Genomic DNA, 22,073 nt, shown 5'->3' with positions numbered 1-22,073 from the left:
GATGTCCTTTGCGGTAGTGGCTTTGCTGATTATCCTTTCATTGCTCTCTTTGCTTCTATCTCTTGTGGCGCTGAGAGAGTCAAAGGCGACTCTTCGTGCCTCTGAGAAGCTGCTTGAGTCGCTACAGAGCGAGACCGTAGCTTTGGTTAGGGAGACCACCTCTATGCTGGTTGGAACGAAGAAAGATGTGTCGAGAGTAGAGGATCTTCTAGAGATGTCTGAGCTAAGATCCGGAGCGATAAACGACGTGTCAAAGGTGGCGATCGGAGCGATTGCAGCCCCGATCGTGCGATTTAGGGCATTGAAGTTGGGATACAGGCGAGCCAAGGAGCTCTTTGTGTCAAGGAGGAGGATCGGTTAATTGGCGTCACGACTTGGGTGGCTAGGACTTGGGGTCACAATAGGATCGATTGCGACCGTCCGGGTAGAGAGGGCTCTTAGGCAAAAGATCAGGTCCATGGCTCCGGACGCAGTTGCCCGCAGTGTATCCCAAGAGATCGCTAGGACGAAAGACGATCTCCTTGAGTCAATGAAAGAAGGGGTGAGGGTAGCTAGACTCGAACGCCTATCCCTAAAGGACCTATCCGTGCAGGTGGATGGTGGCCGGATTCAGGAGTTTATTCACTTACCGAGCGGCGGTATCGGAGCAGAGGGGCACCTAAAGGTCAATGATAGCCTCAGACGAAGGCGCCTGGGTGACTCTATAAGGAAAGAGACCGACAGGAAGGCTGTGCATGGACTCTAATGAACTTAGGCAAGCGTTTACAAAGTATTTTGTTGACCGTGGTCATGTCGCTGTGCCTTCAGCATCTTTGATACCTCATGACAACACGATCTTATTTACTGTCGCCGGTATGGTTCCATTTAAGAGATACTTCTTGGGAGAAGAGATACCTCCTTACAAACGTGCGACTTCGATACAAAAATGTGTGCGCGCAGGTGGAAAGCACAACGATCTCGATCAGATCGGAAAGACTCTAAGGCACCTTACATTCTTTGAGATGCTCGGCAACTTCTCCTTTGGCGACTACTTCAAAGAGGCTGCGATTCCATTTGCGTGGGGTTTTGTCACAGAGGTCCTGAAGTTAGACCCTAGCTCTTTGTGGGTAACGGTCCATACCTCTGACGATGAAGCTGCGTCGATATGGGAGAAGGAGATAGGAGTACCGCCGGAACGCATCCAGAGGCTGGAAGAGGACAACTGGTGGCAGATGGCTGATGTCGGACCGTGTGGACCGTGCTCGGAGATCTATTACGACAAAGGTCCCAGCTACGGAGAAGATGGCGGACCAGCGTTTGGCTCGGACGAAAGGTTCTTGGAGATCTGGAATCTTGTGTTCATGCAGTATGTCCGGGATGAAACTGGAGAACTAAGCCCGCTGCCAAAGCCAAGCATAGACACCGGAGCTGGTCTAGAACGTATAGTGCCGATACTGCAAGGCAAAGGTTCAGTGTATGAGACCGATCTTATGGTGCCGATGATCAAGGCGGCGGAAAAGGTCACAGGGGTTACTTACGGCTCAGATGACTCCTCCGACGTGTCTCTTCGCATCATCGCCGATCATGCCAGAACGATGACCTTCTTAGTCTCTGACGGTGTGTTCCCAACGAACGAGGGTCGTGGCTATGTTCTAAGGCGCATTATTCGCAGAGCCGTGCTTCGGGCTTACATGCTTGGTGCGAAAGATAATTGGATAACAGCTTCTTTGGTTGATGCTGTTGTAGATACAATGGGAGATCACTATGTGGATCTACGTAACCGTCTCTCCTACATCAAAGAAGTTATAACAAGGGAGGAAGAGGCGTTTCGTCACCGGATAATGGTTGGAGTGGAGCTCTTTGAAAGGGAGATCTCTAATTCGTCCGCTCTGAGTGGAGAAGCAGCATTCAGACTTCATGACACCTATGGCTTTCCTATCGAACTTACGGTTGAGATGGCACAGGACAGGCGAATAGCTGTAGACGTCGAAGGCTTTGAGTCAGAGATGCTTCGTCAACGGACACAGTCAAGAAAGGCAGGTCTTGGAGGCAAGGGATCGGGAACGCGTGACGAGAGATTGTTTAGAGTTCTAGAAGACCATGGACCAACTCAGTTCACGGGGTACGATCGAGTGATCGATGAGGGTAGGGTGCTCGCCTTTTTGCCGGTGGAGGACAGCTCCGATCTGTTCGAACTTTACTTGGACCGAACGCCATTTTATCCCGAAGGTGGAGGTCAGGTGGGGGACAAGGGGTCCGTGTCCACAGAGACCGCAGAACTAGAGGTCGTTGATACCAACTACGCCCTAAGCCAGTTAATAAGGCATGTGGTAAGGGTTGTAAGAGGCGAGGTAGTAGTTGGATCGCTGGCCAAGTGTGAGGTCAACGAAGTAGCACGCTCAAATACCAGGCGTAACCACACGGGGACACACCTTTTACACTTTGCGCTTCGATCCGTCCTGGGAGAACACGTCAAACAGCAGGGATCCCTTGTTGAACCTAACCGTCTACGTTTTGACTTCACGCACTGGGGTCCTCTGACCAAGGAGGAGATCCGCAAGGTTGAGGTTCTCATATTCAAAGAGATTGTCTCTGACGCACCCGTAGAGGTGAGGGAGATGGATAAAGACGAGGCTATCGCAAGTGGGGCAATAGCCTTTTTTGGAGACCGCTACCAAGATGTCGTCAGGGTCGTACGGGCTGGGGAGCACTCAGTTGAACTCTGTGGTGGCACTCACGTTAGTCGGTTAGGTGCGATAGGGCTTCTAAAGATCGTCTCTGAGAGTTCGATCGGTGCTAATACGAGACGAATAGAGGCCGTGACCGGAGAAGCGGCTCTTGAGTATCTATTTGAGATGGAAGATAGTCTAGACCTCGTTGCAGAGACGCTCAAAACCAGTCGGTCCGAGTTGCCTTCTAAGGTCGCCCAGACTAAGGTTCGGGAACGAGAGTTATTGGATGAGATAAAGAAGTTGCGCTCGAAGTCCATCGCTTCAATTGCCAAGGATCTATTGGTAGTGGCGAAAGGCAGTTATTTGGTGGCCAGGGTAGACGGACTTTCACCGGAGGAATTGAAAGACTTGGCTCTTTCGATTAGATCTTCAAGTTTCGACATCGAGGCGGTCGTCTTAGCGGGGGTGGTAGGTGATCGCGTGGGCGTCGTCTGTAGTGTCAAGGATGGATTTCCTGTAAAGGCATCAGACGTCATCGAGGGAGCGGCGCGAGTGCTGGGTGGAGGCGTAGGACGCCAAAGTAGCCTGGCTCTGAGCGGAGGAAGAGAGATCGGTCGAGTTGACGAGGCTCTTTCCCTGGCGAAGTCCTTCTTAGAGGACGTGAATTTCTGAGGGAGTCTCAGTGAGGGTGGTGGGTATAGACCTTGGGGATAAGCGTGTTGGGGTCGCTGTCTCCAACTCAGAGAGAACGATCGCAGTTCCGACCGGCGTATTTTTGCGGAAGGGAAATGCAAGGAAAGACCTCAAGGCTTTGGCAGACGAGATCGATGATTACGATCCTGAAGTCGTGGTAGTAGGGCTTCCACTTTCACTTTCGGGTGGTCTCTCCGCGCAGGCCAAGAGGATCGTTGCAGAGTCTAAGGTCATAGCAAGATTTCTCGTAGGGAGATCCGTCGAGCTATTTGACGAGCGATACAGCTCAAAGCAGGCGGAAAGATATATGCGGGAGACCGGACACAGCTCGAAAACGATGCGGGGTACTTCAGACGCCTACGCCGCATCAATAATTTTGCAGGCTTGGCTTGATAATAAAGCGGCTGGAACGCCAGGGCCTAAGGATAAGGGTTGATTTGAGCGACTATCGCGATAAAGCAAGTATCGAGATTCCTTTGGAGCTTCATGGTGACGATGGGGCAAATCGCAAGAGGCTAGCTCAAGAGTTAAACGAGATGAAACGCCAACCCCTTAGTGCAGCGCCAGCCGTTTCAAAAGGATTTAGGGGTGTTCTGGTTAAGGTGGCAACACTTACAACCGTAGTCTTCCTGGCTGTTCTGGCTTATGGAGGGATCTACTACTACGAAAATGTCAATGGCTCTCAAAGTGGGAACAAGGTAGTTGTGCTGGTGTCTGTTGGCGATAACCTAGACACTCTTGCTAACCGCCTCGCAAAGGAGTCAGTGATCTCCTCTTCGACGGTATTTCGTATCTACGTGGCGCTGCACCGAAGTACAGTGCTTCAACCGGGTATTTACTACTTCCAACGTGACGAACCCTACTCTAAGATCATGGGTCAGATAAAGGCAGGGCCGTCTTCAGTGAGACTTACAATAATTCCTGGCTGGAACGTCTCACAGATCGCAAGTGTTGTGTCGAAGATTCCCTCGCACAACGCTAAACAATTTATCGACGCTACCGTCGAGACAAAGGCACTTTCTTCTCCGTATCTAGGTAGCGCAACCACGGTGGAGGGTTTGCTTTACCCCGACACGTACTTTGTCTCTCCTTTGGAGAGCGACACTCAGATCATTCAGACCGCTCTCGATCGTTTTGAACAGGTGGCAGCTGAGATTGGGCTCTCTCCAGGACGAACTTACAACGGCCTTAGTGCCTATCAGCTAATCACAGCTGCATCGATTGTGCAGAAAGAAGCAACTACAACTACGGATATGGCCAAGGTCGCTCGTGTCATACTCAACCGTCTGTCGGTTGGCATGAATCTGCAGATGGACTCGACGGTCAGATACGCAACCGGAAACTTCTCGGGGTCTTTAACCTTGGCACAACTGCACAGCTCTTCGCCTTACAATACCTACGCCAACGCCGGTCTTCCCCCCACGCCGATATCGGAGCCGTCTGTTGATGCACTTGAGGCAGTTATGCACCCCGCTAAAGGGTCATGGCTCTACTTTGTTGCGCTTAAGGGACATACCTCGGAGTCTTTCTTCAATACCTTCTCAGAACAGCAACAAGCCATTGCTCAGGCTGGCGGTGTCGCCTGATGGCAACGGGTGTTTACTGGCAACGCAACAGTATCACTCCGAGAACGAAGATCTTAGGGGTGATAGGAGACCCCGTGATGCACTCTCTTTCTCCAGCGATTCATAACGCTGCGATAGAAGCTCTCGATCTGGACTACGTTTATCTGGGATTTGAGGTCAGTCCCCTAGGGCTCAAAGCTGCGGTGGACGGTGTGCGAGCCTTGGGTGTGAAGGGTTTATCCGTTACGATGCCCCACAAACAGTCGATAATAGAGCACCTAGACGTCATTAGCGGTGACGCTATTGCGCTTTTTTCTGTCAATACTGTCTTCGTTGACGGCGCTGGACAACTAAATGGCACCTCTACAGATGGACTAGGATTCCTCGACGGACTGCGCCTGGAGGCAGGCTTTGATCCTTGCGGTAAGAGGGTGGGAATTATAGGTACCGGGGGAGCGGCGCGAGCTATAGCCAGGGCTCTTGTCGATGCAGGTGCAGAGACTGTAGCTGTATACGGTCGCAGCTCAGAGAAGTTGGGAAATGTTATATCTCTCTGCGACGGCAAGGGAGATGTGGCTACCTTAGAGATGCTGTCTGACTGTGACCTGATCGTAAATGCTACTCCGATCGGTATGAAAGGGTACCATTCAAGAGACATGGTTCCTGTACCAGACACGGTTTTACACAGTGGTATGGTCGTATGCGACATCGTGTATAGCCCTTTCGTTACTGAGTTCATGAAGCAAGCTACCAAGAAAGGTTGCAAAGTGGTAGGTGGTCTGCCTATGCTTCTTCATCAAGCTGCGCATGCCTTTAGGCTCTTTACGAAGCATGATCCTCCCTTAGATGTGATGCGCAATGTGATTGAGAGCGCAACGGGTAATTGATTGGATGGCTCTCGCCGATCCTGATACGACCTAGCTGTAAAGATGGAGAGACCGTGGTCTACAGTATGAGAGTAGCTGATCTACGGATTGGCTTCCTTTGTCAAAGCGATTTGCGCTCAGATACGTCAACCGCCCAGCCCATCTTAGGCTGAGGCATCTCGTAAAAGAACTTGAGCTAGTAGGTTCTATAAAAATCTTGATCTTCTGCGAGGCTACTTATTGCCGACTCGGTAAGTACTTTACGCACCAGTCTACCACCGTTTTTGACCCCGATATCACCTACGAACAAGGGAGATAGCCAAGGTAGGTAGCTAAGAACTGGCGGAAACTGTAGAGGCAACTGTCTTTACAGATTCATCTGGGTATCGTGGTCTTGACTCCTAAAGCGCTTTAGGCTGGCGATCTATGTTGGCATCACAGGTACCTATCACAAAGATAAGGTGTGTATAAGACCAATTTGCTTCAGCGTTATTAGTGTAAAGATGACAGCTAGGGATAGCGATGATTTGCTTCTCAAAGACCTAATCGCTCTACAAACTATGATTGGCCTCAAGTGTCGTGCCTACTTGTATAACCTGCCGTGCACATCTCGTGGACCACAGCTTCAGTATGCGTAAATTTTCCGCTGGAACTGTTGCCGAATGAATTTTCTCCTTTGGGATCTCGGCTGGATGGTCATGACCGTGCGACAAGCTGTTAACTAAGGAGTCCGCCACCTGCTGGCGACCGGCGTTATAGTAATCTACAACCTTGATAACACGCATAGGTGAAACAGGGGTCGATATTCCCTTCGATACCCTCTCGCTCTTTGATAATTTGCTTAGGTCAAAGCCTTATCGAGTCGATAGCGAGTTGTGGATGAAGCAACGGCGGCGTCTAACCAAACAACGATAACACCTGGTAGGGACCTGTCGCCTTTGGCGAGAGGTCTAATCCTTGCACGAATAATAGATGAGCAGACCCTAAGGGTTATCCTCTCGGAGCAAAGCCGTTCACAACGAGCGTTAATTCCCTATCTACTCGAAAAAGGAGTCGTCAACGAGGTCACACTTGGTCAGTTTTTGGCATCTCGACTCGGACTTGACTTCGTCGATCTTTCAGGTGTAACGGTTGACGACTCAGTGGTGTCTTTGATTCCAATACAGATGTGCAAGAAGTATGCGGTGCTGCCATTCGCCCGTCAAGGTGAACGTATATTGCTTGCGATGGCGGATCCGACAAACGTTGTTGCTTTGGACGACGTTCGTGCTATCACCAAAACTGATGTTCGGGTTGTTGTGGCGCCGTGGAGTCAATTGGTTGCACTTGTCGAACGTCAGCAGCACCTTAGCGAGGAGGCCCTTGAGACTACGGCTCTGGCTGCTAGTGAGGAGGCTGGAGGAGCTAACCCTCTTGATAGCGATGTAACGGAGATCGTCGATGACGCCCCAATTATTCGCCTTGTCAATATGACAATCTCACAGGCAGCCTTGGATCGTGCCTCTGACATCCATATCGAACCTCAACAGAACGATATTCGTATTAGATTTCGCATTGACGGCGTGCTTCATGAAGTGACTCGGGTTCCTAAGGCGCTACAAAGCGGAATTGTCACCCGTTTGAAACTCATGGCTGGTCTCAATATCGCAGAGAGAAGAGTACCACAAGACGGAAGAATCACGCTTAGGATCGATGGGAAAGAGGTTGATCTTAGGGTGGCCACCTTACCCACCGTGGAGGGTGAAAAGGTAGTAATTAGGATCTTGGACAAGACCCGGGCGCAGTTCTCACTTGGTGAACTCGGCTTTACTGCCGAGTCGCTGTCTAGGTTCGAGAGGTCATTTAAAAAGCCATGGGGAACGATCCTGGTTACAGGACCTACGGGTTCGGGGAAATCTACGACCCTCTACGCAACGATCAACATCTTGAACGAGACCCAGCGCAACATCATAACGGTGGAGGACCCGGTCGAGTACAGACTTCCTGGTATCAATCAGGTCCAGGTTCACAACAAGGCAGGACTTAGCTTTGCAAATGCGCTTAGGTCTATCCTTCGTTCTGATCCTGACGTTATCCTGGTAGGTGAGATCAGAGATCGAGAGACAGCTTCGATAGCGGTAGAGGCTGCGCTAACGGGTCACCTCGTACTCTCGTCACTTCATACCAACGATGCTGCATCCACCCCATCTCGTCTGTCGGAGATGGGTGTAGAACCCTTTCTGATAGCGTCTGCCCTCGACTGCGTCGTCGCTCAGAGACTAGCAAGGCGTCTCTGTGATAACTGTAAGGTGCCGCTCAAACCAAGCGAGTCTGACCTCGCCGGGGTCGGTTGGAACTTTGATGAAATGGCCGTTCCGGAGGTGATCTACAGAGCCAAGGGTTGTCGCCAGTGTTCCAATACCGGTTTTAGGGGAAGGATTGCGATTCATGAGGTGATGACGGTGGAGGAAGATCTTGAGCGAGCTATCGCTGAAGGAGCCCAGACCGACGCGGTTAGACATCTGGCACTAAAAGCTGGGATGATCGACATGAAAAGTGTCGGATTGCTGCACGTGGCGAGCGGAACAACTTCTCTAGAGGAGATTCTAAGGGTTGTAGCATGAGTTGCCGAAAGAAAGACTGTGAGTAAGTTCGCTGGCACATCGAAGAACCTCGATCCTCATGATCAAACGAGGAGAGGAAGTTGTTAGAGTCTTACCCTGCTCACATAAATGAACTACTTAGCTATCTGGTATCGGTAGGCGGTTCCGATCTTCATCTCTCTGCAGGTAGCCCGCCTAACTTTAGAGTCGATGGAGACCTCACGCAACGAGAAGACCTCCCCCCGATACCGCCTAGAGTTCTCCAGGAGATGGTCTACTCTGTGCTCACTCAAAGTCAGCGTGAGCGCTTTGAGGAGAACCTGGAACTCGACACCTCTTACTCAGTTGTCAACTTGGGCCGTTTTAGAATGAATGTCCTGAGGCAGAGGGGCAGTATAGGTACAGTATTTAGGTTCATACCCTATCAGATCGCCTCCGTGGAGGAACTTGGGCTCCCATCTGTCGTGTCATCGTTTGCTGAGCTTCCAAGGGGGCTTGTCATCGTCACGGGTCCAACAGGCTCTGGTAAGTCGACAACATTGGCGGCGATCGTGGACCAGATCAACTCCTCTAGACCGTCCCATATAGTCACCATTGAGGACCCTATCGAGTTTTTGCACTCGTCGAAACGCTCTTTAGTGGACCAGCGTGAAGTAGGTACCGACACCAAGTCTTTCGCTAGCGCACTTCGTCATGTTTTGCGTCAGGACCCCGACGTAATACTGGTGGGAGAGATGAGAGATCTGGAGACTGTATCCTCGGCAATTACGGCTGCTGAGACAGGTCATCTTGTGATGGGTTCTCTACATACACAAGATGCGCCCCAGGCGATCGATCGTATGATCGATATATTTCCCACGAACCAGCAGTCTCAAGTCAGGATCCAGCTTGCCTCAACGATACAAGGGATCGTTACTCAGCAGCTGCTCCCTCACGCAAGTGGAAGAGGGAGAGTAGCCGCAGTTGAGGTTGTCGTGGGGACTCCTGCGGTTCGAAATCTTATTCGGGAGGGCAAGACGCATCAGATCTACTCTGCGATGCAGGCTGGAGCTCAGTTCGGCATGCAGACGATGGACTCATGTCTGGCCAAACTCCATCAACAGGGAAAGGTAACACTAAAGGCAGCACTATCGGCTTCGTCTAGCCCCGAAGAGGTTAGGCGACTCTTGGGATCGGGTAACGGAGTTGTTGGAAACATACGCATATAAAGCTCGCGATAAGGCGGGAAACGTACTTGATGGGAAGGTTGAAGCAGACAGCCAGGAACTGGTTGTAGCCCGTCTGAAGGAGATGGGTTTTACTCCGGTCTCGGTAACGAAGTCAAAGTCGTCTCTGGCTAAGACCGAGATCAAGATTCCGGGACTGACCGATCGTATTACTCCTAAAGACGTCGCAGTTTTCTGTAGACAATTTGCGACGATGATAAGTTCTGGACTCACGTTACTTAGGGCTCTAAACATACTCGTGGTCCAGTCCGAGAATCCAAACTTCCAGAAGGTTCTTCAGCAGGTCAAAGTGGACATTGAGAGGGGTTCCTCGCTTTCGGCCGCTCTAAGCAAACATCCCAAGGTTTTTGATCATCTATTTGTTGCGATGGTGCGCTCGGGCGAGTCCGGTGGTGTATTGGACGAGGTGCTACTGCGCCTGTCAAATACTTTGGAGAAACAGGTTGAGATTAGGAGAAAGATGAAGTCTGCCATGACCTATCCGGTTGCGGTGCTAGTGCTGGTTATCCTGATTCTTACCGCCATGATGATCTTTGTCATCCCTACTTTCAAAAAGATCTTTGCATCTCTGCATGGACAGCTACCGCTACCTACGAGGATACTTATGGCGGTCTCTCACATCTTTGTTGCTTACCTGCCGCTAGTGATACTCTTTTACGTAGGTGCAACGATTGGCTTTATAAGGTTCCGAAGATCTAAGAGAGGTCGAGAGATACTAGACCGTCTCGTTCTAAAGATTCCGATCTTTGGCAAGTTAGCTCATAAGTACGCTGTAGTTCGGTTCTCAAGAACTTTGGCTTCGCTTTTGCGCTCAGGAGTCCCAATCTTGAACTCACTTTCAATTACCGCAGAGGCAGCGGGAAATGTCAAGATGGTTGAGGCTGTGAGTGACATTGAAGTGGGTGTGAAGCAGGGGGAACCCTTGGCGAGGCGTATGGCACTTCACCCTATTTTTCCGCCGATGGTTACTCAGATGGTGTCTGTGGGGGAAGAGACAGGTGGAGTCGACGACATGTTAGACAAAGTAGCATCATTTTATGAGAGTGAGGTAGAAGCCATGGTAGCGTCACTATCTTCTCTCCTTGAGCCGGTCCTAATAGTGATTCTGGGATCTGTGGTTGGTTCTATGGTGATCTCGCTCTATCTGCCGATGTTCAACGTCTACAAGCTCATCAACTGATCTTTCAGTCGAGAGTTCATCCAAGATAAAAGGCGGTTCAGGATCTAAAGGGGTGTATGTAAGGCGGTTCGCGAAAGCCGTAGCACCATTACTTTGTGAAATCGCCTTAGGTAGCAGGTATCTCCAGTCGCTATCTCACATATCGGGTAGCTATGGCTATATACGTGGTGTATTTAGTTATCTTCCCAAATAGCCTTCAGCGCTTCCCGATCCAACTAGAGGTTCAAGATTCCAGTCGGGATGGTCGCTTTGAATTCGCTTTAGGCGGAACTCGTTTTCAAAAAGGGCTAGAAGCTCTCCGTCGCTACGGTGCGCAACCAGCACACCTCCGAGCTTATCCAAAGCAGCAGACGTAGGCTCGTCGGTTAAACGTACAAACCGATAAGAGGTTCTTCGTAGCTCTACTTTCGCTTGAAACTCAGACTCCAAACGATAGGTCAAAACATCGAACTGCATCTCGCCAACGGCTCCAAGCAACGGGGTATTGGGTTGCTTTGGGTCGAATAGTACCTGTATGACTCCCTCCCTCTCTAGCTGCTCCAGCCCCTTTTTAAACTGCTTGGACTTTGCGGTGTCTGTAGAGCGGATGTAGGCGAAAAGCTCCGGAGCGAAAGTGATCAGCTCAGGATACTTTACAGGCTCATCAAGGTACAAGGTATCTCCTATCCGGAGTTCGCTTGCGTTGACAAGGCCGACGATATCTCCTGGAAAGGCAACCTCTAATGTGGATCTTTCGTTTCCAAACATCGTCGTTGCATACTTGGTGGCAAAGGGTCTCTTTGTCTCTGCGTTCACCACAGTCATTCCCCTTATGAAAGCGCCTGAGCAAACTCGAACAAATGCTACATGGTCACGATGACTGGGGTTCATATTTGCCTGCATCTTAAAGACAAAGCCTGAAAACGGAGCTGTTACTGAGCGAACGTTGCCTTCATCGTCTAGCCGTTCGCCTGGTGGTGGAGACAAGGTTGCAACTGCGTCGAGAAGGTGCTTTACGCCAAAGTTGGTGAGAGCCGAACCGACAAAGAGGGGACTACTTTTTCCTTGCAGGAAAGACTCTCTGTCGAAGTTTGCGCCTACCTCTTCCAGTAGAGAACACTCCTCGACAGCCTTTTCGATATGAGTGCCGATTCGGTCTCTCGCATCTTCAATAGTCGTCTTTTGCTCGGCTCCAATGTGGGCGCCTCTTGCAGTTCGTTCATAGGTGATGAAGGTTTTGTCGTGTCGATCTATGACACCGAGAAAGTTTCCAGGGGGACCCACAGGCCAGGTTATTGGGGTTGGCTGGAGCCCTATCATCTCCTCGATCTCATCGATTAGCTCAAGCGGATCTCGTCCTGGTCTGTCGTACTTATTCAAGAAGGTAACTATTGGAAGGTTTTGGGAGCGGCACACCTCAAAGAGCTTGAGTGTCTGAGGCTCAATCCCCTTAGCAACGTCTAGGACCATAACCGCTGAGTCACAGGCACTTAAGACCCTATAGGTGTCCTCCGAGAAGTCCCGGTGTCCAGGGGTGTCAAGAAGGTTGAAGGTATGCGAACGGTACTCAAACTGCATGACTGTAGAAGATATCGAGATTCCTCTCTGCTGTTCAATCGCCATCCAGTCCGACCTTGCTGCGCGGCGCCCTTGCCTAGCCTTGATCGACCCGGCCTCGATAACTGCTCCGCTAAAGAGAAGAAACTTCTCGGTTAGGGTAGTCTTGCCTGCGTCGGGGTGGCTGATGATGGCAAAGGTTCTTCGCCTATTGGTTTGTTCTGCGATTAACCTCGGGCTGTACTCTGCTAGGTTATAGTCTTGATCCATAGTTTCCTAAACGGTAAGTTGTAAGCGTCGATCTAGGTGAGAATGCGCTTGAATGTAGTAGCTCTTTGATCCAGTCGTCTCTTCTGCCTAGATGTGCCCTTAGCTGTTATTGTGTGACTTCTACTAGTTGGGCTGTTGATCAGCGTCAGCGGAGTCCTCGGCGCCTAAAATCTTGAGAGCATCTGCGATCGACATATCTGGTGCCGGAACCACAAGGTCCGATGCGCTAAGGTCAGCGTCGCTCAACTCCGTTCCAGACCCCCTGATCAGCTTTGCAAGCTGAGAAGCCAACTTAGTGAAGGCGTTCTCATCGGACTGAGATATCGCCATCTCCATTGCGGTATCTAGTCCCTCCAGTGCCGGGCGGATCGTTGCTGGAACCCGATAGCGGCTCTCCCCAGCGATTCGGATAACGATAGTGTTTGACTGACTCAGAGCAGCGGTGGTCGGAGAAGACGAATCCTTGTTTGTGTCTGACCCTTGACCACTCTCCAACTGGGAAGAGGTTCCCGACGCTAGGTTGGCAGACTGTAACTCTGCCTTCATCTGTTCCAGCTGAAGATCTACGCTGCTTGTTGGTGACCCTGCCATGAGGGCGGCCTCAATGTCATCTCCAGATCCACCCAGACTTGGTGAGTCTAAAACCCCTGAGTCTGAAAGCTGGGATACCGCTGCCGCTCTCGCCTGCATTTCGTCAACCTTGTCTTTGGCTCGATCCAACATAAGATTTACGTCGGTCATCTGCTCTGATAACCCACTTAGAGACTCCATAGCTTGCGTGGAAGCCTTCGCAGCGGTGTATTGAGCTTTCATGGTATCACGCTGAGCTCTGAACACCTCGATCTTTGATTGAAGCTTTCTTCCGGTCTCTTCAAGTGCCTGCTCTTGAGACTGTAGCTGACTTATCTGGGGGTCTAGGGCTGCTATGTTTCTTTGAGCCTCCTGCGCTCGAGTAAGCGCCAATTTCGCCACATCTTCTTGTCCTTGTTGAAGAGCCTGCCTTGCTTGTCCCTGAAGTTTGTCATATTGGGCCTGAAGGGACGCTCTTTGCGCTTCAAGGCGTTTTTGCGAGGTCAACACATCGGCGATAGAGCGACGAACCTGTTGGAGATTCTCCAACATCTGCTGGTAGGACAGGTCTAAAGCTTCCGTGGGATTCTCAACCTTGTTTAGGGCGGCGTTGGCCTTCTGCTGAAAAACCTGTGACATCCGCTTGAAAACGCTCATCATCTACTCCTGTTTAGACCCTCTTAGATCCAAAGTCGCCAAAATGTTACACCTAGGCCTTCGACTCCTTACTAACAAATGTAGCTGATTACGGCTACGAAAGGGAGTGCAGAACCTCTTTCTCTATGAGTCTACTAAGTTGTTTCTACGGCAAAGCTACTACATTAGCTACTGTGACTTTCACGATGGACGACCGGAAAAAGCAGATCCGGGAAAGGGTTTTGAAGTTCGATTTCGCCCTGGCGATTGTGTCGGTAGCGATCGCTGCCTTTGGTGTTTTGATGGTGTACTCTGCAACGAAAGACTCCATGATCCAGCAGGGAATAAGTCAGTACTACTACCTAGAGCGACAAGCTCTCTACGTTGCTCTTGGGGTAGGCGTAATGATCTTAGTTGCAACTATCGACTATCGAAGAATCTCTTCAGTGGCGTACGTGATGTACGGTGGTCTGCTCTTGGCCTTGGTCGGCGTCTACATTCCTCACATAGGAAAGACGGCATTAGGCGCGCAACGGTGGTACCAACTTGGGCCGTTCCAGCTCCAGCCTTCAGAGTTTGCGTCGATCGTGATCATAGTTGCGATGGCTTACTATATAGATAGCCTGGAGGGACCTCTTAATCTCAAAAGTCTCATCCAGCTCCTCATCATGGTTGGTATACCTATGGTGTTGATCATTAAGCAACCTGACATAGGAACGGGACTGGTCGTTGGAATTACTGGCGCTTCACTGCTGGCAGTTGATCGGACTCCAGGTCGTTACCTAGCGGTGTTGGCGATAGGTGCGGTCTTTGGTGTGTATCTAATAGTGCACCTAGGCGTGTTACATAAGTTTCAGCTAGCGAGACTGACCTCTTTCCTGAATCAAAACAAGAACCCCTTCGGCGCTAACGGTTACAACCTGACAGAGTCAAAGATTGCGATTGGCTCAGGAGGGTTTTGGGGGAAAGGACTGTTTCAGGGAACCCAAACCAACCTTTCTTACGTCCCAGAACAGCAGACCGACTTTATCTTCACTGCAGTTGGAGAACAGTTAGGGTTCGTGGGGTCCGCATCTTTGATAGCAGCTTTTGGTTTTGTGTGTTATCGGATCTTCAGGGCGATGCGGCTAGCGAAAGATCCGCTTGGCCGGCTAACAGCAGCTGGAATCTTTGGTCTCTTTGTGTACTCGGTATTTCAGAACGCTGGTATGACCGTTGGGATCATGCCGATAACGGGAATCCCCTTGCCCTTCATGTCTTATGGAGGGTCGGCGATGCTGACGTTCTTTGCGGCCATTGGATTGGTCTTGAACATCTCTATGCGACGATCGGTTGGATAAGGGTGGCTACTTTGGACTCTGAAAGGAAGGATGGCGAAACTTCGGAATTGCGTGTTGAAGAGCACGCCAACGACGTTCCTGGTGCAGAGTTACACGATCAAGCCAAAAGTGGGCAGTTTGGTGCTCCCGAGCTCTCGGTAAAGCCTCTCCTTTCTGACTCGTTGGCGAGGCTGCGACAGGTGTTTGTCCAAGATGTTGGTGTTGCGCTTCCGGAGACCTTTGCTAGGGTGATTCTTAGGGATCTTGATGCAGATGCGTCTTTCACGGTCCCTGTGTCTTTAGACCAAGCTTCTCAGATTGCGGCCAAGGTGCGCTCTATCGAGCCCCCAAGGCCGCTGTCACATCAGCTATTCTCCTCGATAATGCTTGGCTTTGATCTGAGGGTGGAGTACGTGGCTATTACTGGGGTTAAAGAAGGTAACTTTACCGCAGAGGTTACGGTATCGTCTACAAAAGGGGTAAGGACCTTTGAGGCCAGAGCCTCTGACGCGATCTTGATGGCGCTGTTATCGGATGTTCCAGTACCGATCCTGGCTGATCTCTCTCTTCTTAGTTAAATCTCGACCGGCGCGGCGAGGTAGACAATCTGGACTTTACCCACAGCGCAGTAGATATCCGCTTATATGACTGTTACTTTGTTTGTATTGGGGGTTGAGGTCCGAAGTGCCGGGCGTCGTTCCCCTCGTGTGAGATTCTTGCCAAAATAGCTATTAGAACATAGTTTGCTACAAGCGATGATCCTCCGTAGGCGACGAAAGGCAAAGTTACGCCGGTCAAGGGTAGGATCCGTATTACTCCGGAGATGATGAAGAATGTCTGAAGCCCAAAGGTAAGGGTGAAGGATGCGGCTACCAAGGAAGAGAACTGCGATCGTGCGCGCATGGCAGCCCGAAGTCCAGCGCCGATTATGACCAAGAAGGCGAACAAAATGGCGGTTGTCCCAAGGAGACCGAGTTCTTCTCCGATCGCTGCAAAGATAAAGTCAGATGTCACTACCGGAATCAAAGAGGGATGACCTTGTCCCAAGCCGGTTCCAGAGTATCCCCCTGTGCCAAAGGCATACTGAGCCTGGACTATTTGGTATCCGATTCCTTGAGCGTACTTCCAGGGATCCAACCAGATCGTAAAACGCTCATTTACCTGAGCGAACAGCTTCGAGGCGATGTAAGCGCCTATCACGAATAGAACCGTACCAAGACCCAAGAAGGTTTTGTTTGAGGTAGCGAGCCAAACAGTTACTACAAAGGTTGAAAATATGAGAAGAGCAAAGCCGACGTCTCTTTCCACAGCCATTAGCACCATCGCAATTGCCCAAGCTGCACCTAGAGGACCAAAGCTACGCAAGGTGGAGCCGATAGACGCTATGTGTCTTATGGAAAGTCTCTTTAGGAGCTCCCCCTTCTCTGTTAGGTAAGATGCAAAAAAGAGAGCCAGTAGGAGCTTTGCTGCCTCTACCGGTTGAAAGGAAAGCGGTCCGAAGTGTATCCACAGACGTTCACCGTTGATGTTTTCCCCAAGGCCCGGCACTAAAGGAGACAGGACAAGCCCGATGCCTACCATCACCAAGAGGTATCTGAAGCGGTCCAAGGTGTCAGAGTTCTTTACCAAAAAAAGAGTTAGCGAGTACAGACCGATCCCAAGCGCAGTCCAGAGGACCTGAAGATGTGCCTCCGTGGGGTCGAGGCGGTCGATCATGACAAACCCGATTCCATTTAGTAGCGCTGCGACTGGAAGTATCGCCGGGTCGGTGTCGGGCGCGCTGATACGATTTGCTAGATGTCCAAAGTATGGGAGCAAAACGATCGCAACCACGTAAGGGTCCAACGTGGGCGAGTAAGACTGATCGAGTCCAAACTTTGCAAGGAGGAAAGCGACTATTGTGGCTATGTTAGAGATTACGAGGAGTCCTACTTCAAAACGCCGCCGAGGGATAGTCGCTTTAGCGGTTAGGGTGGCTCGTTTACCTGTCCTTCGGAACGTCGTTGAGGCCAAAGGCGTCTTTCCTTCTATGATTTATTTTTGATAAACGATTGAAACTTCTTTCTCTAGCCATACTTTACTAGGTGTGGAGTTAGAACTACTTGAAAACATCAGAAGCTTCGGTCCGGATCGTTTTATCAATCGCGAGTTGTCTTGGCTGGCGTTCGCAAACCGTCTTGTAGATCTAATCGAGGACTGCTCTGTGCCGCTCCTGGAGCGAACGAAGTTCCTAGCGATCGTCTTTCAAGGCTTTGATGAGTTTTTTCAGGTTCGAGTCGCTGGATTGAAGGACCAGCTGGCCTCAAACAACCGGCTCCGTTCTCCCGACGGTTTGAACCCAAGAGAACAGCTGCAAGCTGTGAAGGCTGAGATGGATCGAGTTCTTGCGCGCATCAGTGCTTTATGGCCGTTGCTTCGATCAAGCCTGGAGAACGAGGGAATTGCGATAGTGGAGTACTCCCAGCTTACTGAAGATGAGCTCTCATATCTAAATAAGTACTTTGTTGAAGACGTATATCCGATACTCACACCCTTAGCAGTCGACCCATCCCACCCATTTCCTTACATCTCTAACCTGTCTCTAAACCTCGTGGTAAAGGTGTACGGGGGAGCAGAGGATGAGCTTCGGGTCGCAAGGGTGAAGGTGCCACCTCTTGTTCCACGATTCATCCAGCTTCTTGGATCGCATAGATATGTCGCTCTAGAGGAGGTCATCAGTGCACATGCGCAACTCCTATTTCCAGGCATGAGCATTGGATCCAGGCATTTCTTCAGAGTGACTAGAAACGCAGATCTTATCCTCGAAGAAGGTGAGGCAGACGATCTCCTTCTCCTGGTTGAGTCTGAGCTCAGGCGCCGTAGATTTGGACGAGCGGTTAGGTTGGAGATCGATGCACTAGCTGAGTCCGATATAGTGACGCTATTGATCGAGGAGTTAGATCTCCACCCCGACGACGTCTACCCAATGACCATTCCGATAGCTTTGGATGGCCTATGGTCTTTTTATGCGTTAGATCGGCCCGAGCTAAAGTCCGAGGCAGCGCCTTTGGTTCCCTCTCCTATGATCGTGGGCGAGACCGGCGAGGTGGCAGACATCTTTTCTGTACTAACAGAACGCGATGTGCTGGTGCACCATCCCTACGAGTCCTTCTCAGCGTCGGTCGAACAGTTCATCGCTCAAGCAGCTGACGATCCTGACGTACTGGCGATAAAGCAGACCTTGTACCGTACCTCTGGCGATTCCACTATCGTAGAGTCCCTAGTAAGGGCGGCTGAACAAGGCAAACAGGTTGCCGTTCTGGTTGAGGTCAAGGCCCGCTTCGACGAGCTGGCCAATATCAACTGGGCTAGAAAGTTGGAAGAGGCAGGTGTGCACGTAGTCTACGGTCTGGTCGGTCTAAAGACCCATCTAAAGGCGGCTTTAGTGGTGCGTAAAGAAGGGTCTCAGCTCAAGCGATACTTCCACTTAGGTACCGGAAACTACAACGCTAAGACGGCTCGATCTTATGAAGACTTTGGCCTGCTTAGTGCGGATCCAGAGATGGGAGCAGACCTCACTGAAGTTTTCAATATGCTAACGGGATTTTCCGCAAAGACCCATTACTTGCGCCTGGTCCTTGCACCTTCAGAGCTAAGGAACTTTCTGACAATGAAGATTCATGAACAGTCACGCCTAGGTGCTCAGGGATCGATAGTTATCAAGGTAAACGGGCTGGTGGACCCAGAGATGGTCGATGAACTTTACCTAGCGTCACAGTCGGGTGTTCGTATCGACCTTATCGTGCGGGGAATCTGTTCTCTAAGGCCAGGGCTGCCGGGACTCTCTGAAACGATATCGGTAAAGTCGATAGTCGGATCTGTACTTGAACACTCGAGGATCTACTGCTTTGGAGGTATAGATGACGCTCAATGTGAGGTCTATCTAGCCTCTGCGGATCTAATGTCTAGGAACCTCGACAGAAGAGTTGAGGCACTCTTTCCGATCGAGGATGAGGTCGCAAAAAGGAGCGTGCTTGAGACGATAAATTTGGAACTTATGGATGACACAAGATCCTGGAAGCTCTCTGGCGAAGGTCAGTGGAGAAGAGTGCCTACAACTACCGGTGTTCATGCACAAAGGCGTCTAGCTGAGCTAGCCTTGGAGAGAACGAAAGCGAGCTTTGTGAGGAGAAAAAGTGCTGGAGCGTGAGTACAAGCTCGAGTTTGAAGGCCGACACCTCAAAGACGATGTAGATGTAGCCACCTTGGCTGAAACGGTTGGAGTGGAGGTTTCGAGGCAAGGTAGCAAAGAACTTGTATCTTTGTACTTCGACACCGCTGACTACCGGCTCCTAAGGCTGGGGATAGGACTTCGCTTTAGGTATTACGCACCGGAGCGCAACGAGTCCTCACTTGGCAAAGGTGTGTGGGGTGTAAAGACAGTTCCTGTGTCAAGATCCACTTTAGCTGTGGTTCGCCATGAGTTCGAGGTAGAGGGCGTAGCGGCTCATCCACCTTCGGAGTTTTTCGAACCGATAACCGCAGTGGTTCCATCTGTGGAAGAACTAAAAAAAATTGCAGAGATACACAATTTGCGGCAATGGAGCAGGCTATTTGAGGATGGGCGAGAGATAGTGGAGGTTGATAAGGACAGAGTAGAGGTTATGTATCCACGCCAAAGAAGCTATCTGGAGGTCGAGCTTGAATGTCTTACTCCTAAAGCGGCTTCACTATGTGAAAAAATGGCGTCACAACTTACTGCGATGGGCGGAAAGATAAGTGCGCGATCTAAGCTCGAAGGTGCGCTCAGTTTAGGCGCTGAAACTCCGCAGGTCCCGAACTCGCTCGAAGACTTTGCAACACGTAGTGAACTAAAGGTTGCATTGCGCTTTGAACTGTGGCTTCATAGAAATCTTGAATCCCCCGTGAGGCAATATTTAGAACAACTTTTACTTGCCTCTGCCTTGGGAATGATTGACTGCCAGGCCATACGTACCGATCTTTACTGGGTAGCGCTTGGATATCTGGTCTTGGGCCGAGACTCTAAGGAGTTTTCCGATTCCATAAAGACCATTAAGGGTTGGATACTTGACACTTTGCTTATAGGTGACTCCTTCCACCAGGTTGATAATGTTAGTTCGTTGATCCTATCTCACGGACGGGACTTACCTATCGACATGGAGAGTTACTGGGTCTATGAGCTGACACCACTTGAGTACATTAGGCAACTCTCAGACAAGTTCGCCTCAGGTCTCCACGTAAAGCCGCTAGAGATCGCTTCAGAGCTGCAGCTTGGGGCAGTTGCAGCTCTGAAAGAGTACTTATTACCTTAGGGGAGATCTATGGATGAAAACCTTGCAGATCGCATAGATGACCTTAAATCCAAGTGGGAGCAAACGTTTTACGAGCCGGTCGTAGGTGCCCTAGATCTAGGTTCGAACTCCTTTCATTTCCTGGTTGTCAGGGTTAGAAAGGATCGAAGTTTTCAAGAGCTCTACTCTGAGAAAGTCATGCTTAGGCTTGGAGAAGAGGTGGCAAGGCATGGGTGTTTTCTGCCTCAAAGCATTGAGCGAGCGGTAGAAGTAGTTGCGGGGTTCGTAAAGGCGGCAAGTCTGGTTGGGTGCCAAGATATTGTGGCTTACGCGACGGCTGCTTTCAGGGAGGCGGAGAACGCCTCTGATCTGGTCGATGCGATCGAGGAGAGATGTCATGTAACGGTGCACGTCATATCGGGGCACAGGGAGGCAGAACTGATCTTCAGGGCGGTTCGTGCTTCTATTAACCTTGGTTTGTCCCCAGCACTAGTCGCAGATCTCGGAGGGGGATCTTTGGAACTTGCTCTTGGTGATCAAGGACAGATGTACTTTGCGGTATCTTTGCGTCTCGGTGTTGGACGTCTAATCTCGCGCTTTACTCAATCCGATCCTATGACGGCTAAAGAGATAGGAGCCGTTGAGTCGTATATCAACACACACCTAAGGCCGGTTTTAGACCGTGCGGCAGCGTATCTTCCTCGTAAGCTTGTGGTTTGCTCTGGGACGTTCTCTGCGCTGGTGCGCATTAGCTACCTTCATAGCAGAGGAGTTGACCCGTTGTTACTCGGCAAGGATCTCAACGGGATGACGCTTGAAGCAGACGATCTTTTCATCCTAGATAAGTTAGTTCTATCAAAGAGCTCCGCTGAGAGATTAAAGATCCCAGGTATTGACCCCAAACGTAACGATCAACTACCCATCGGTTATCTGGTGCTAAAGACGGTACTACGCTACTTAGATGTACAAAGAGTTGAGGTCTCTGATTGGGCATTAAGAGAAGGCATGATCCTTGACTACGTTGACTCTCTGGCTGACTTTGACTTTACCTTTGACGAAGGGTCGTTGCGCATAGGCTCATTGGTGGCGTTTCTCGATAAGTTTGGTGGCTACAACGATCACGCCAGACAGGTGCGAAAACTTTCAAGAGAGATAGCGCTATCGTTGTCCCACAGCCTGGACATTACGAGGTCCGAGATTGAGTTATTGGAGTTCGCCGCTATGGTGCACGACGTTGGGGCCTTCATCTCCTCCAGACATCACGACCGGCATTCGGCTTACTTAGTCGAGGCGGCCTCTTTGCGAGGTTTTACACTTGAGGAGCAGAGGATGTTGGCAGCTCTTTGCAGGTTCCACAAAAAGGGTTCTATAAAAATAGAGGACTATCCCCTCTTAGAGACCCTTCCTCAAGCCCAGATCGACAGGCTCGCTTACCTGGTTGCGATTTTGCGCGCAGCGGATGCTTTAGACAGGTCACATCAGTCACTTGTACAGAGTTGTTCCGTCTCTGTTGGTGACTCAAAGGTGCTGATTGAGATTGAAGCCCTAGGTGACGTTACTTTAGAGCTTTACGGTCTCAGAAAGAAAGGGAGAGCCTTAGAGGAGGTTCTCTCAAAGGCGCTAGAGGTCAAGGTGCGCTAGGGTCGTCAGAGTTAGCGGCGATCGGATTAAGCGACGTAGCGCCTTTC

At 50.6% G+C, this 22,073-nt stretch carries 17 protein-coding genes; 14 read left to right on the top strand and 3 right to left on the bottom strand.

Translation table 11 applies throughout. The annotated features are described in order from the left end of the window. The first annotated feature begins 1 nt into the window (after position 1). The 9 genes from BUA24_RS01395 (at position 2) to BUA24_RS01355 (ending at position 10,763) form a co-directional block, all read left to right on the top strand. A complete protein-coding gene (locus BUA24_RS01395; protein ID WP_143146321.1) occupies positions 2 to 361 on the top strand; it encodes a hypothetical protein in 360 nt (119 codons plus the stop codon). Next, the gene (locus tag BUA24_RS01390) at positions 362 to 745 is read left to right on the top strand and encodes a hypothetical protein (protein WP_072787996.1); all 384 of its coding nucleotides are present in this window, start codon (positions 362 to 364) and stop codon (positions 743 to 745) included. Continuing rightward, on the top strand, positions 735 to 3,323 hold the full coding sequence (alaS, locus tag BUA24_RS01385) for an alanine--tRNA ligase (protein WP_072787994.1): 2,589 nt from the start codon (positions 735 to 737) through the stop codon (positions 3,321 to 3,323). The genes BUA24_RS01390 and alaS overlap by 11 nt, the downstream gene beginning before the upstream one ends. 10 nt (positions 3,324 to 3,333) lie before the next feature. Then, a complete protein-coding gene (ruvX, locus tag BUA24_RS01380) occupies positions 3,334 to 3,780 on the top strand; it encodes a Holliday junction resolvase RuvX (RefSeq protein ID WP_072787992.1) in 447 nt (148 codons plus the stop codon). 1 nt (position 3,781) lies between these two features. Beyond that, a complete protein-coding gene (mltG, locus tag BUA24_RS01375) occupies positions 3,782 to 4,930 on the top strand; it encodes an endolytic transglycosylase MltG (RefSeq protein WP_072787990.1) in 1,149 nt (382 codons plus the stop codon). Further along, a complete protein-coding gene (locus tag BUA24_RS01370) occupies positions 4,930 to 5,796 on the top strand; it encodes a shikimate dehydrogenase (RefSeq protein WP_072787989.1) in 867 nt (288 codons plus the stop codon). The genes mltG and BUA24_RS01370 overlap by 1 nt, the downstream gene beginning before the upstream one ends. Before the next feature lie 854 nt (positions 5,797 to 6,650). Further along, entirely contained in the window at positions 6,651 to 8,378 is a 1,728-nt protein-coding gene (locus BUA24_RS01365; protein WP_143146320.1) for a GspE/PulE family protein, read from the top strand. A gap of 80 nt (positions 8,379 to 8,458) precedes the next feature. Then, positions 8,459 to 9,565: a type IV pilus twitching motility protein PilT gene (locus BUA24_RS01360; RefSeq protein ID WP_072787987.1), complete on the top strand. Its 1,107-nt coding sequence runs from the start codon at positions 8,459 to 8,461 to the stop codon at positions 9,563 to 9,565. Continuing rightward, complete coding sequence (locus BUA24_RS01355; protein WP_072787985.1) at positions 9,546 to 10,763, top strand: type II secretion system F family protein; 1,218 nt, start codon at positions 9,546 to 9,548, stop codon at positions 10,761 to 10,763. Before BUA24_RS01360 ends, BUA24_RS01355 begins: the two co-directional genes overlap by 20 nt. Before the next feature lie 177 nt (positions 10,764 to 10,940). Here BUA24_RS01355 and BUA24_RS01350 read toward each other — a convergent pair whose 3' ends face one another. Continuing rightward, the gene (locus BUA24_RS01350; protein ID WP_072787984.1) at positions 10,941 to 12,569 is read right to left on the bottom strand and encodes a peptide chain release factor 3; all 1,629 of its coding nucleotides are present in this window, start codon (positions 12,567 to 12,569) and stop codon (positions 10,941 to 10,943) included. A 123-nt stretch (positions 12,570 to 12,692) separates the two neighbouring features. After that, positions 12,693 to 13,796: a PspA/IM30 family protein gene (locus BUA24_RS01345; RefSeq protein WP_072787982.1), complete on the bottom strand. Its 1,104-nt coding sequence runs from the start codon at positions 13,794 to 13,796 to the stop codon at positions 12,693 to 12,695. A gap of 185 nt (positions 13,797 to 13,981) precedes the next feature. Between BUA24_RS01345 and rodA the strand changes: the two genes are divergently transcribed. Beyond that, positions 13,982 to 15,115: a rod shape-determining protein RodA gene (gene rodA, locus BUA24_RS01340; RefSeq protein WP_072788044.1), complete on the top strand. Its 1,134-nt coding sequence runs from the start codon at positions 13,982 to 13,984 to the stop codon at positions 15,113 to 15,115. 11 nt (positions 15,116 to 15,126) lie between these two features. Next, complete coding sequence (locus BUA24_RS01335; protein ID WP_178138659.1) at positions 15,127 to 15,672, top strand: bifunctional nuclease family protein; 546 nt, start codon at positions 15,127 to 15,129, stop codon at positions 15,670 to 15,672. 73 nt (positions 15,673 to 15,745) lie between these two features. On the opposite strand, the gene BUA24_RS01330 is transcribed toward BUA24_RS01335, so the two are convergent. Continuing rightward, positions 15,746 to 17,107 (bottom strand): FtsW/RodA/SpoVE family cell cycle protein, encoded by a 1,362-nt coding sequence (locus BUA24_RS01330; RefSeq protein ID WP_084660056.1) that lies wholly within the window; start codon positions 17,105 to 17,107, stop codon positions 15,746 to 15,748. 73 nt (positions 17,108 to 17,180) lie between these two features. Between BUA24_RS01330 and ppk1 the strand changes: the two genes are divergently transcribed. Genes ppk1 through BUA24_RS01315 form a run of 3 tightly spaced genes read left to right on the top strand, consistent with a single transcriptional unit; the run spans position 17,181 to position 22,026 of the window. Beyond that, positions 17,181 to 19,283: a polyphosphate kinase 1 gene (ppk1, locus tag BUA24_RS01325; protein WP_072787979.1), complete on the top strand. Its 2,103-nt coding sequence runs from the start codon at positions 17,181 to 17,183 to the stop codon at positions 19,281 to 19,283. Then, positions 19,270 to 20,406, top strand: coding sequence for a CYTH domain-containing protein (locus BUA24_RS01320; RefSeq protein WP_072787977.1), 1,137 nt, complete (start codon positions 19,270 to 19,272; stop codon positions 20,404 to 20,406). The genes ppk1 and BUA24_RS01320 overlap by 14 nt, the downstream gene beginning before the upstream one ends. Before the next feature lie 9 nt (positions 20,407 to 20,415). Next, positions 20,416 to 22,026, top strand: a complete 1,611-nt coding sequence (locus BUA24_RS01315) for a Ppx/GppA phosphatase family protein (RefSeq protein WP_072787975.1) — start codon at positions 20,416 to 20,418, stop codon at positions 22,024 to 22,026. Positions 22,027 to 22,073 lie beyond the last annotated feature (47 nt).

The sequence above is a fragment of the Ferrithrix thermotolerans DSM 19514 genome, assembly GCF_900128965.1.
Lineage (GTDB): Bacteria > Actinomycetota > Acidimicrobiia > Acidimicrobiales > Acidimicrobiaceae > Ferrithrix > Ferrithrix thermotolerans.
The sequence above is the reverse complement of the archived record's forward strand: the minus strand, read 5'-3'. Positions and strand labels throughout refer to the sequence as shown.